This window comes from Telluribacter roseus (assembly GCF_017355915.2).
Lineage (GTDB): Bacteria > Bacteroidota > Bacteroidia > Cytophagales > Spirosomataceae > Telluribacter.
On sequence record NZ_JAFEUV020000016.1, the window covers coordinates 59,982 to 72,914 of the forward strand.

The 12,933-nt window shown below is 52.3% G+C and carries 11 protein-coding genes; 4 read left to right on the plus strand and 7 right to left on the minus strand.

Features of this window, described 5'->3' with window-relative positions; all coding sequences use genetic code 11:
• Positions 1-6: 6 nt before the first annotated feature.
• A complete protein-coding gene (locus JTN23_RS22120; protein WP_247237251.1) occupies positions 7-777 on the minus strand; it encodes a DUF547 domain-containing protein in 771 nt (256 codons plus the stop codon).
• A 487-nt stretch (positions 778-1,264) separates the two neighbouring features.
• Here JTN23_RS22120 and JTN23_RS22125 point away from each other — a divergent pair, with 487 nt between their 5' ends.
• Positions 1,265-4,420, plus strand: coding sequence for a SusC/RagA family TonB-linked outer membrane protein (locus JTN23_RS22125; protein ID WP_247237252.1), 3,156 nt, complete (start codon positions 1,265-1,267; stop codon positions 4,418-4,420).
• Positions 4,421-4,468: 48 nt separating this feature from the next.
• Positions 4,469-5,986: a RagB/SusD family nutrient uptake outer membrane protein gene (locus JTN23_RS22130; RefSeq protein ID WP_247237253.1), complete on the plus strand. Its 1,518-nt coding sequence runs from the start codon at positions 4,469-4,471 to the stop codon at positions 5,984-5,986.
• A 74-nt stretch (positions 5,987-6,060) separates the two neighbouring features.
• On the opposite strand, the gene JTN23_RS22135 is transcribed toward JTN23_RS22130, so the two are convergent.
• Complete coding sequence (locus JTN23_RS22135; RefSeq protein ID WP_247237254.1) at positions 6,061-6,840, minus strand: TIGR00266 family protein; 780 nt, start codon at positions 6,838-6,840, stop codon at positions 6,061-6,063.
• A 52-nt stretch (positions 6,841-6,892) separates the two neighbouring features.
• A complete protein-coding gene (locus tag JTN23_RS22140; RefSeq protein WP_247237255.1) occupies positions 6,893-7,141 on the minus strand; it encodes a hypothetical protein in 249 nt (82 codons plus the stop codon).
• Between the two features lie 607 nt (positions 7,142-7,748).
• On the opposite strand from JTN23_RS22140, the gene JTN23_RS22145 reads away from it, so the two are divergent.
• Positions 7,749-8,141, plus strand: coding sequence for a hypothetical protein (locus JTN23_RS22145; RefSeq protein WP_247237256.1), 393 nt, complete (start codon positions 7,749-7,751; stop codon positions 8,139-8,141).
• Positions 8,142-8,593: 452 nt separating this feature from the next.
• On the opposite strand, the gene JTN23_RS22150 is transcribed toward JTN23_RS22145, so the two are convergent.
• The 4 genes from JTN23_RS22150 to JTN23_RS22165 all read right to left on the minus strand — a co-directional run bounded on the left by JTN23_RS22150 (position 8,594) and on the right by JTN23_RS22165 (position 12,134).
• Entirely contained in the window at positions 8,594-9,409 is an 816-nt protein-coding gene (locus JTN23_RS22150; protein WP_247237257.1) for a hypothetical protein, read from the minus strand.
• 69 nt (positions 9,410-9,478) lie between these two features.
• Positions 9,479-9,859, minus strand: coding sequence for a hypothetical protein (locus JTN23_RS22155; RefSeq protein ID WP_247237258.1), 381 nt, complete (start codon positions 9,857-9,859; stop codon positions 9,479-9,481).
• A gap of 216 nt (positions 9,860-10,075) precedes the next feature.
• Positions 10,076-11,611: a glutamate--tRNA ligase gene (gene gltX, locus JTN23_RS22160; RefSeq protein WP_247237259.1), complete on the minus strand. Its 1,536-nt coding sequence runs from the start codon at positions 11,609-11,611 to the stop codon at positions 10,076-10,078.
• Positions 11,612-11,765: 154 nt separating this feature from the next.
• A complete protein-coding gene (locus JTN23_RS22165; RefSeq protein WP_207504681.1) occupies positions 11,766-12,134 on the minus strand; it encodes a RidA family protein in 369 nt (122 codons plus the stop codon).
• Between the two features lie 185 nt (positions 12,135-12,319).
• Between JTN23_RS22165 and JTN23_RS22170 the strand changes: the two genes are divergently transcribed.
• Complete coding sequence (locus JTN23_RS22170; RefSeq protein WP_247237260.1) at positions 12,320-12,931, plus strand: TIGR04282 family arsenosugar biosynthesis glycosyltransferase; 612 nt, start codon at positions 12,320-12,322, stop codon at positions 12,929-12,931.
• The last annotated feature ends 2 nt before the right edge of the window (positions 12,932-12,933 follow it).

The window sequence follows — 12,933 nt, forward strand, 5'->3', positions numbered from 1 at the left end:
CGTAAACTACTGTTTGTTAAGATTCCAGTTGTAGTCCATGTAGGAGATAGATCCGTTTTCTTTCAGATCGGTATTGGCGTACTTGTTGACCCATTCGCGGAGAGACATACCCCCCTTGAAGTCACCCCCGTACCAGTCAAATATCTTCGACAGGCTGGCCTTATTCTGAGTTACGATGTTCTTCTTCGGGTCGTTCAGGAAGCGCTTTCCCTGGTCGTCCAGTTGCTTATCCAGGTCTTTGGCGGTGTAGGCTTCATTACGCAGGGGCGGGCACGATACCGCCGCGCACACCAGCGCAAAGTGGATACGCGGGTCGTTGAACTTCTTCCGGATGATACCGTGCTCGATGTTGTTGAGGTCCATTTTCTGGCCTCCTATTTCAATAAACTTGATGTCCCAGGCCGTACTGACGAAAGGAATCTTGATGGTAGAGCCGAGGTCCTTGATACTCTTCAACGGATAATGCTGCAGTACCAGATCTATAGTATAGGCATTATAGGCGTTAATCCAGTAGGCCAGCTGGTCCTCCTTGCTCCACGTTTTTTCGTTCGGAGCATTCTTACTTAGCTGATCAAGGTACTTTTTCAGCTCCGCCCTATCCTGCTTAAATCCATTGTAATCCACCATCCCCTGGCTATTGACGTACTTCTTCAGAAGCCGGTCCAGGGCAGCGTGGCTGACGTCCGTCGGAGCGGCATCCGACGCAGGGGCCGAGGTGCCACAGGCAAGGCTCAATCCTATGATAGCAACAAATATGTATTTGACTAAGTGACTCATGATCTTGATTGGTACAGTAACTAAATGAATAAATCCAGAATCAGCCCTCTTTATAAACTGGTTCTGAAATAACATACGATATTAGACACCGAAAAGATGTATTCCTACGTCCTCTCTCAAATAATTTTACCTGCATCCACAAGTCACCTGTACCTACAAAGACCAGGGCTTCCATCTCTTCATTATTTACCGGACACTAAATTCTGACGATTTTTTTAGTAGAAACCGGACACTTACGTATCTTTATATGTAACTATTATATCTTAGATCTGCCCTATTTTCCTCTATCTGCATCGAGTATTAGTCCTGTATGGACGGCGTAACAAGTTGACTTGTCATTTGTAGAACCGTAAAATCAGACTGCTTATGCACACCTTTCAACCTTTCAGAAGCACCACGCTTCTAACACCTACGTGAGGCCTCCGGCCGCTGCTTCCTCCTCTCACCGTACTGTAAGTATTTCATTTCAACCAATCAACAAACAAGTATGAAAAGGTATTTACAACAATTATCCTTCGAACCAGCCAGGTTCGTACGCCTGGTCTGCGTGCCTGTACTTGTGGCAACACTAGGTACTACTACAGGGGCATACGCCAGTAATGGCGGCAAGTCAGGGACATCTACACATACGGTGGCCCCGGAGGCTGTGCAGATCAGGGGGCGGGTCGTTGACGCCGGCAATAGCGCACCGCTACCAGGTGTAAGCGTAGTAGAGCAGGGTACCAGCCGTGGTACTACCACCGATTCGGACGGGCGCTTTACGCTGGATGTAGCCGGTCCCAATTCAGTACTGGTACTTAGCTTCGTAGGCTACGAAACTATGGAAATACCCGTGGGCAACCGGACCGACTTCAGCATAGAACTAAAACAGGACGTACGTAGTCTGGAAGAGATGGTAGTAGTAGGTTACGGTACCGTACGCAAAAGCGACCTGACCGGATCGGTAAGTGCTATCAAAGGCGAAAGACTGCTGGACCGGCAGGCTACCAACGTAGCGCAGGCCCTACAGGGACGACTACCGGGGGTGGATGTGGCCGTCAACTCGTCGGCTCCGGGCTACCAGCCCCGCGTACGTATCCGGGGCGTGGGCTCTATCAACTCCAGCCTGGACCCGCTCTACGTCGTGGATGGCATCATAGGCGTCACCAACGCCAACCTCCTGAACCCAAATGACATAGAATCCATAGAGGTACTTAAGGATGCTTCGGCTACGGCTATTTACGGTGCCCGTGGGGCTAACGGGGTGATCATCATCACGACCAAGCGCGGAAAGGCCGGGCAGACGCAGGTATCGTACGACGCCTGGGGCTCCTATATTACACCGGCCCGTTACTTGGGTACTTTGAGCGCCGAGGAGTTTATGCAGGTATACAACACCGCCTTCGACAACGCCGAGAAGTTTGACCCGCAGGGCTTTGCCGATGGTAAGTATGTACGTAACAATCCGGCCAACTTCCCGGACCTGTTTGACGCCAACGGCCGTCCCCGATATAATACGGACTGGGAGCGCGAAATATACCGCCCTACTACCGCCCAAAACCACGAACTGGGGGTTCGGGGTGGAAGCGAAAGAACAGTCTATAGCCTGTCACTGGGCTTTACGGATCAGGGCGGTCTGATGCGCAACTCGGGTTTCAAACGCTACTCAGCCAAGCTGACACTGGACAACGACATAAACAAATGGCTGAAGCTGGGAGGTAGCCTGTTCCTTAACCGCTCTATCCAGCAGGAAGTAGATGATGCCTCGGGCGGCCTGAACGTACCCCGGATGGTGGTGGAAGCCCTGCCAATCCTGCCTACTAAATACCCTGATGGCAGATGGGGACGTAACAAGGACTGGCCCGGTATGGAGGGAGGTGAAAATCCTGTACGCCTGACCGAAGAGCGCGAACGGCGTAACTCCAAAAACATGACGCTGGGGCAGGTGTACTCTGTGCTGTCGTTTGCTCCTAACCTGACGCTACGCTCCAATTTCAGCTTTGAATTAAAGGACGAGAAGAACAACTTCTATTCAGGTCGTGACCTCAACGCGCTATCGGCTGATCAGCGGGGGGTAGCTGACATCTTCTCCAATACCGAGCAATACTGGCAGTTTGAAAACTACTTCAACTGGAATAAAACGCTTGCTGGTGAGCATACTATTACAGCTTTGGCGGGGCTGTCGTGGCAGGAGCGCTACTGGGAAAACGTCTTCGCCGCCGCCGAAAACTTCATTGATGACTTCTGGGGCTGGCACAATCTGGGGGTAGGTACTACCCTGCGCAAGCCTTCGTCCGGTGATGGCAAATGGGCCCTCAACTCGTACTTTGCCCGCCTTAACTACAACTTCCGCGACAGGTACCTGGTGACCTTTACGGGCCGTTACGATGGTTCGTCCAAATTCGGGGTAAACAACAAGTACGCCTTCTTCCCCTCGGCAGCCATTGCCTGGAACGTGAGCCAGGAGGAATTCCTGCAGAACAGCTCCCTGATCAGCAACCTGAAACTACGCGCCAGCTACGGCAAGACAGGTAACCAGGAGATCGGCCAGTACGCTTCGCAGCAGTTCCTGGGTACGGGCGATGTACTGCTGGATGGCCGTCGGCAGACGGGTATCTGGCGGAGCTCGTTCGGTAACCCGGACCTGCGCTGGGAGTACACCAACCAGCTGGACATTGGTGCGGACATCGGTTTGCTGAATAACCGCATAGACATCACCCTGGACTACTACCACAAGGTGACCAAAGACCTGCTCCTCAACGCGCCCATTCCCTGGTCTACCGGTTTGAGCTCAGTAACCCAGAACATCGGATCCGTGGAGAACAAGGGCTTTGAGCTGGGACTGATGACCCGCAACATCTCTACTAACCGGTTCACCTGGAGTACCAACGTAGCTTTCTCGACCAACCGCAACCGTATCCTGAAGCTCGGCGTCAATAACGACGACATCTTCCCGGGCCCCTGGTTCCTGGGGCAGACCAACATTCTGCGCGTGGGCCAGCCCATTGGCTCGTTCTGGGGCTATCGCCGCCTGGGTACCTGGGGCACCGACGAAGCGGACGAAGCTGCCCGGTACAACCGCCTCCCCGGTGACCTGAAGTGGGAGGACCTCAACAACGATGGCCGCATCGATGCCGCTGACGAAACCATCATCGGACGTGCCTACCCCAAATGGAACCTGAACCTGGGCAACACCATCCAGTTTGGCAAGTTTGACTTCTCCATGGACATTCGCTTCGTGATGGGTGTCAATACGGTCAATGCTACCAAACACTCGATAGAAGACCGCCAGGCCATAGCCAGCAGTTCGCGCTCGGTACTTAACGCCTGGACACCCGAAAATCAGAATACGTACATCGCCCAGATCCGTCACTACAATGCCGGCTACGACACCCACATGGATGACTGGTGGGTTGAGGATGGCTCTTTCATCCGCGGTCAGAACATCGTACTGGGCTACACCCTGCCCAATACCATTGGTAAGCTCAACTTCCAGCGTCTGCGGGTGTACGTGAGTGCGCAGAACTTCTTCCTGATATCGAAGTACTCGGGCTATGACCCTGAGGCCCTCACCGGCTTTGGCAACCAGCTCACCCAGAACATGGAGTTCTTCCAGTACCCACGGCCACGTACGTTCAATGCCGGCCTTAACCTTGTCTTTTAGGTAGGGCTGCCGACGACGAAGTAAGAACTTTTCAAACTACTGAATATCATGAAAAAGAACCTATTATATACAGGCCTGGCCCTGATGCTGACCTTAACTTCCTGTGAGGATTTTCTGAGAGAAACTCCCACGGGGGCTCTGACTACCTCATCGACTGTATCCAGCCCGGAGATAGCCCGGGCCTTTGTGGACGGAGCCTACGCTAACCTGAATACCTTCAACAACGGTGGAGGCGGTTGGGGCGGCAACAATGCTTCCCTGTTGGAATTTATGACCGGCAAGGCCGACGGCAACTCCCAGACCGAGGCCTTCAAGTTCTACAACATGGAGTATGACTCCCGCGCCTTTTACATCGACAACTGGTGGTCCGGGATGTACTCGGGCATAGCCCGGGCTAACCTGGCCATTCAGAAGGTAGGTGAAATTACGACGCTGGATGCCACCACCCGCAACAACATGGTCGCCGAAGCCCGGACGCTACGGGCCCTGTACTACTTCCAGCTGGTGCGCATGTTTGGCGATGTACCCAAGCTGACGGAGCTTGTTACACAGCTGTCCGAGGTACAAACGGCGCGTAGCTCCGTGAAGGAGATCTACGATGATATCATCATCCCTGACCTGCTGGAGGCGGAGAAGTCTACCCTACCCTGGCGTCAGACCAGCGGACGGGTTTCGATGGGCCTCATCAAGTCCCTCCTGGCTGATGTGTACCTGACCTACGCCGGCTACCCCGTACAGGGCGGCAACCAATACTATGCTGAGTCGGCTAAGCGGTCTAAGGAGGTCATTGACAGCGGCGTATTTACCCTGTTCAAGGAGTATACCGATATGATCAATCCGGCCAACCGTAACCAGGGCGAGTTTATATTCCAGGTACAGCACGAAAAGGACATCCGCCACAATGGCCTCACCCCCGTTACGCTGCCTACCTTACGAGGTATTGCGGCCTACTCGGATGAGTACGGTGGATTAATCCCGCGGAAGGAGTTTGTGGAGAGCTACGAGCAGGGGGATAAGCGGACGCGGGAGAAGCAGTTTTACTATACCTTCTACAAAGGGCATCCCTCCGACTACCCCATTGGTGACCCGCGCCGCGAACGGCTCGACCTGGGCGGGTACTACATCTATAAGTACTTCGACAAGCAGGCCATTGACAACGACGCCAAGTCTACCCTCAACTACACCATTTACCGCTATGCCGATGTACTGCTGATGTACGCCGAAGCCGCTAACCGGGCGCAGGGAGGTCCTACGCCCGAAGCCACGGCAGCTCTCAATCAGGTACGCAGCCGGGCCGAACTACCTCCGGTCACTGCTACCAGCATGGAAGCCTTTGAAAGAGCAGTGTGGGCTGAGAGGTACTACGAGCTGGCGTATGAAGGCAAAATATGGTTTGATATGATCCGGACCCGGAAGGTACGCAACGACATCACCAAAAACTGGGACGACTTCGTAGGGCACACTACCGTGTATAACAAAGCCTTCACGGAGAAGAACCTGCTGCTTCCGATTCCGCAGCGGGAGATTGATAACAACCGCAACCTGATCCAGAACACCGGGTTCTGATGCGGAGCCAGTAAGTACACAGAAGGGGAGCCGGTACCGGCTCCCCTTCTGTGTATAGTAAGTACTGTACGTGATTACTCTTCAAACAGGTTACCCAGGCCACCCAGTACCGATCCGCTTTCTTTACGGGAGTTGGCTCCACCCACGGCCAGGCGATCAATCAGCTTGGAGATAGGCATCGACTGGATCCAGCAGCGGCCGGTTCCGCGTAGCGTGGCCAGGAACATACCTTCACCACCAAACACCATGGATTTGAGGCCACCTGAGCGCTGAATATCGAAATTCACTGTAGGTTCAAACGCTACCACGCAGCCGGTATCTACCCGCAGGGTTTCGTTGTTGAGTTGGCGCTCTATCACTACTCCACCCGCATGAACAAAAGCCATACCGTCACCACGCAGCTTCTGCAGGATAAATCCTTCGCCGCCAAACAGGCCCGATCCGATACGCTGGTTGAAGTGGATCTTCATGCTGGTACCCATGGCCGCGCACAGGAAGCCATCCTTCTGCACGATCAGCTCGTTGCCGTAGATCTTGCTCAGGTCAATAGGCATTACCGTACCGGGATAGGGCGCCGCAAAGGCCACCTTGCGCTTACCGTACCCCCGGTTGGTAAAGTGAGTCATGAACAGCGACTCCCCCGTCAGCAGGCGGCTACCAGCCTGGAACACTTTGCCCAGGATGCTCTGGTTGGCCTGTGAGCCGTCGCCCATCTTCGTCTCAAACTGGATGCCGTCTTCCATGAATAACATGGCACCGGCCTCAGCAATCACCGTCTCGTTAGGGTCCAGCTCTATCTCTACGATCTGGATATCTTCACCGATTATTTTGTAGTCAATCTCATGTGAGGTCATTCGTCTATTAGATTAATGGTTTATTAGTCAGGAAGCTACTTGTATTTAAATCCTACTCTTCTTCATCCTCGTCAACTTTCCGCTTCGATTTCCGGGTTTTACGGCCGGGTATGTCGTCACGGTCACGGAGTTTCTTGTCGTCTACGTTCTTGTTCAGAAACTCATTGATCTTATCCATGTCATAGCTGGTGTTGATCTCCCCAAAGGTGTTGATCTGGATATCAAATCCTTCCAGGTCTTTGTGTACCCTTGGCTTTTCGTTCTCGTTTTTATCCGGATCGTTTTGCTTTTTCTTAGCCATAATCGTTGCTGTTAAGTGGTTTCAAGCTGAATGAAGTACTTCACCCAAATGTAAGTACCTGTGCTGGTATTTACCTACAAAAAAAACCTGCCACCCTTCACGAAAGTACATCCCCCCAGGCCCAATGGCAACGTGATTTCAGTAAACGGTCCTACGGAATGGTGCCTGGTTATTTTGAATGCCCGGATGGTTGAGGTGGTTTAATTAGTGAATGGTGATTGAGTGAGTGAGTGAGTGAATGAGTGAATGAATGAGTGAGCGGCTCATTAATGTTTTACCTCGTGCTTACTGTTTTTCGTCTGCTGCTACATTCATGCGGAAAATAAGACCTGTATTCGACGCAAATTGTGCGGTGAATAGCTATATCTACCCGAATCCGACTGGCCAATCAGCTAAAAAAGCTACCAGCTCCTTCCCAAATCGTAGTACCGTTGGATAAAATTATAACTAACCGCCAGCGACAAACCCTACTGACTATCAGCAGTAGTCTCTCCCACCTATCGCCAGATGGTCTCTGCTCCCTTGGCATTGGCTCCATTTTGGCTTTAGTTTACAGAAATGGATCCTCGCTTGTATGAAAAACTATTTACTCAACCTCCTACTACCCATGGCTCTGTTCCTCACGGCTTGCTCTTCTGATGAAAAGTACGACTACAGTCCAAGAGCCAAACTGATGTATGAGTTTGTAGAGGATCACTTGCAGCCAGGAATAAGTAGAGAGCGAATAGTGTCTTTGTTAGGTAGACCCTATAATGAGGGAGTAAGACAATTTCTTCCGGAAGGTATAACTGTTCCTGATTCAATTCGGAAGTCAGCTGGACATACTAATGAGCTTCGTGAGGCAAGAGAAAATGCTATTAATGATTTTTATCGTACACATTCTCAACCTGATACAGTAATAGAATATATGGTAGGAGACGGCCTCTTAGGTGCCACATTGCTTGTCATTAAACTGGACGATAAGGGATTAGCTCGTGATTTTATCATTAGTCCTGAATAAATAGCCAATAAGTCTTTATCGATCAGCGGCTTAGTAATATATAGCAATACCTCCTTAACCTCTTATTATGCTTTTTAATACATTTCTTATATCTATTGTTTACGCTCTGCTGTGCATGATGGCACTATTCATTGGCGTTCCCTTACTCTTTTCTAAACAGACGAGGGAAACAGCCATAACACTCACCATTACTTCGCTTGTCCCATTCCCTATCCTGATCGTTGTCTATCTATTCTTTTCTATACTACTTTTCCCTCTCACTAAAAAAATCGTCGACCTGCTGTACAGTCGGGAGTTGGATCAGCTAATTTAGTGGGTTATACTACTATATCATCTTGCTATGACAGGTACAGCCTTATTTCTGTGGTATGGGAGTTACCGGTTCTCCAGGCGAGTAGCAAAAAGATGGGCACTAAAAGATGTATAGCCTTGCTCTTAATAAACAACATGAGTCATCCCGAACTTTGGGAGATGACTTGATAGTAGGAAAATAGAGCAGCGAGTGCCGCTCTTAGTCGGTAAAGCGGTGTCAGCGCGAGTTGGCACCGCTTTCCTGTTCGGTGGCACCACCTGCGGAGTAGCTTTTTTCGAACCTGATCAAAGAGGCTACTCATCATTTTAAGCAGGAAGGCATACACTAGCACTACCATCATCATTAGTTTTAGCCGATTAGACCAAAACCACAGACGAGGTGACTGAATGGCTAGTTCTGTTTTATTGAATCTAAAACCAGCTTCAATCTGTCCCGGCGGGGAACAGCAACGGCGGGCATAAGCCAGCACCACCGACCAGAGCTGCTCTTTGTGCTCACAAGGCTGGTTGGTGAGCAGATACCAGGGCTCTCTGCCCTTACCCAATCGTGATACAACCAGCCATAGCGGTTGCTCAGCAAAATCAGGATGCGTGACTGGCAAAGCCAGTGCCGCTGCTATTCGCCACTGTTGCAGATGAGCATCCCAGACCTGGCGGCGCACCTGGGCAGGTTTACCCGTAGCTATCCTCCAGGCACTGCGTTTGCCTTTGCTATCAATAAGCTGGTAACGCTTAGGCCAGCGGATGACAAACGTAGCCTGATGATCAAAGAGTTTTCCCAGCCAGCGGCTGCCTGCATATCCTCTGTCGAAAATATGCCATACCTGTTTACCAAAGGCGGCCACGGCTTCATAGAGCAGATCGGTCTGCAGGCTCAGGCGATCTTGTGCATAGTCTCCCCTTCGGGTGTACCAGCGGAAGAAAGCTACCGTAGGATAGGTTTTCAGCCCCGCCAAAAGCAGTCCTAACCACTCAAAGCCCGGTACATGCACCGGCCGACCACCAGGTGGATTATAAAAGCCAGGTTAAATCCGCTTCAAGCGCCTGGCTTTGCTACTACGTACAGCGCACAAGCCTTCGCTACGCAGGCTCTCGGGCTTCTCTACCACGCTCTCATCCCACAGCAGAAGCACCGTCTGCCCTGCCTGTTGTAGTTGCTGAGCCTGCTGACAGGCCTGTTGAAGTAAGTACTGCTCGATTAGCTGGTGTGACCACTTCTTGCTGCGAAGCAAGTTGCTTATGCGCTTGGTGCCAGCCGGAGCATGAACCTCTCCTAAAAGCTTACCGCCTAGCTCGCTCAGCAGCAGGCCCAGGCTGTTGTGGCGGTGGCGTAGAATGCAGCCTAGTAATGCTACAAATGTACTTACCAGACGACGATCTACTAGCTCGTCTAGTTGCTGAGCCAAAGGTTGAACGAATTGCCAGAGTTGTTGGTAAAAATAACTAGCCTCTTGCTTGACTTCGTCAGTACGGATACCGACTTTTACTGAGTCCTTGGACATAAGAAAACCTTCCGGTTAGTGCTTCGCAACACTAAGTTCGGAAGGTTTTCCTTTTTTGCCATCCCCAAAACTCCGGGATGACTCATGTTTGCATATCCTATAATTTGTACTGGCTTCTCTTTATGCAGGCAGACGGTCAATGGCGTTCTGAAGACGGTTAATGACTTCTTCTTTGCCCAGGATCTCCATGGTAATCATCAGGTCGGGGCCGGCTCCTACTCCGGTGAGTGCCAGGCGCAGGGCCTGCATCACTTTACCCGCTTTGATGCCGAGGCTTTCCAGCGTATGGTGCAACACTTCCTTGATAGGGTCGGCGGTGAAGTCTCCTTCATAAGTACTTAGTGCATCGCGGAAGCCACCGATGGCGCGCACTGCCTCTTCGTTCCAGCGCTTCGATACGACGGCTTCGTCGTAGCTCTCGGGCGAGCTGAACAGAAAAGCCGACTCGTCCACAATCTCCTTCGCAAAGTGGACGCGCTCTTTGAGCAGGTGTACGATCTTGGTTGCCTGCTCGTCGGTAATGCTGATTCCTTTGCTGGCGAATAGGGGTTGGATCTCTCGGGCCAAGGCAGCGTCGTCCTGCCTCTTGAGGTACTGCTGATTGTACCACATGCCCTTCTGGATATCAAAACGGGCACCCGCCTTATGTACCCGGTCAAAGCTGAACGCCTGGATCAGTTCGTCCATCGTAAATTGCTCCTGCTCAGTACCGGGGTTCCAGCCCAGGAAGGCCAGGAAGTTGGTAGTAGCCTCGGGCAGGTAGCCTTCCTCGCGGAAGCCCAGTGCTTTGTCGCCGGTTTTGGGGTCGGTCCACTCCAGCGGGAAGATCGGGAAGCCACCCAGGTCAGCATCGCGCTTGGAAAGCTTGCCGTTGCCGTCGGGCTTGAGCAGCAGGGGCAGGTGCGCAAACTGCGGCATGGTATCGGCCCAGCCCAGGTACCGGTACAGCAGTACGTGCAGCGGCGCCGAGGGCAGCCACTCTTCACCCCGGATCACGTGCGTAATACCCATCAGGTGGTCGTCTACGATGTTAGCCAGGTGGTAGGTAGGCATTCCGTCTGACTTGAGGAGTACCTTATCGTCGATTTGTGACGAGTGCACTACTACCCAGCCCCGGATGAGGTCGTTGAAGCGGATATCCTCCTTAGGCTGTACCTTGATACGGATTACGTAGGCCTCACCGCTTTCGAGGCGTTGCTGGGTTTCTTCGGCCGAGAGCGTCAGCGAGTTTTTCATCTGCAGACGCGTAATGGCGTTGTACTGCGCCGCGGGTACATTGGCTGCTTCCAGGCGCTTACGCATGGCGTCCAGTTCTTCGGCGGTATCAAAGGCATAGTACGCTTTTCCCTCCCGTACCAGCCGCTCGGCGTACTCACGGTACATCTCCTTGCGCTCCGACTGGCGGTAAGGCGCGTGGGGGCCACCCTGCTGCGGACCTTCGTCGATCTGGATGCCGATCCATGCCAGGGCTTCCAGTATGTACTCTTCCGCACCGGGCACGTAGCGGTTCTGGTCGGTATCTTCAATCCGGAGCAGCATCTGACCGCCCTGCTGGCGGGCGTACAGGTAGTTATAAAGGGCCGTCCGGACACCGCCTATGTGCAGGGGGCCGGTGGGGCTGGGAGCAAATCGTACTCTAACGTTTGGTTGACTCATTGGTTATAGCTGTTAGCTATTAGGAGTTAGTTATTAGCTCAGAGGGGTACTTTTCCTGAAGCCAATAGTTTACCTCCTGCTATATGTAATTTGAAAAGTAAATTATGAATGGACGGTAGCAGACACAGCTGGCTGAATCCGCTCCCGAAGAGGGTTACTCTACGGCAATGACCGAGATCTCTACGTTAACATCCTTGGGCAGGCGGGCTACCTGTACGGTTTCGCGGGCGGGTGGCTCACTGGTAAAGAAGCTGCCGTATACCTCATTAATGGCCGCAAAATCATCCATATTTTTCAGAAAAATACTGGACTTGACAATGTTGGAGTAGTCGAGTCCGGCCGCCTGCAGGATATGTCCGATGTTTTCCATTACCTTGCGGGCTTCGGCCTGTACATCACCGCCGGTAGCCAGTTCGAGGGCGATCTGACCGGACACGTACAGGACACCATTGGCTTTAACGGCCTGGCTGTAGGGGCCGATTGGGGCCGGGGCTTTTTCCGAAAATATGATCTCTTTTGCCATAAGTAGGTTTTAGCTGTTAGGTTAGTAGCAATTAGTTTTAGTAACTATCTGGATGAAGTGCCTGTTCGATAAGGCTTTACCTTATTCCTTACTATTTTATACTATATACCAGTAGGGACTGGGCCTAGAAGCTAATCGCTCATACCTGATCCCTACCGGCTATCAGTCCGCAAAATTACCAAAATATGCCGCTCAACGCCCTGATTATTTTTGTAAAAAACCCGATTGAAGGAAAAGTCAAAACCCGGCTGGCCAAAACCGTAGGCCACACCCGGGCCGTAGAAGTATACCGCGAGCTGCTGGACTACACCCGCGACATCACGGATGCACTCTCCGCATCCGACCTGCGCCGCACGGTATACTATGGTGATTTTGTGAATGAGGACGACCTCTGGAACGGTTATGACAAGGCCCTGCAGACAGAGGGAGATCTGGGCCTGCGGATGCAGGAGGCCTTCCGGGAACAGTTCGCGGCCGGAGCCGGGCGGGTTGTCATTATTGGCAGCGACTGCCTGGATCTACAAGTTGCGCACCTGCAGCAGGCCTTTGATACGCTCCTCACTACCGAAGTAGTACTGGGGCCCTCCACCGACGGCGGCTACTACCTGCTGGGCATGACCCGGCTCCACGAAACCTTGTTTGAAGAAATGCCGTGGAGCCAGCCGGAACTACTCGAGCAGACCATATCCAGGCTCCAGCAGCACGGCATCCGGTATCAGCTCCTGGACACGCTCTCCGACATAGACGAATGGGACGACTACCTACAGGCCAAAGAACGCCTCCTCAACCGCCCTTAGAC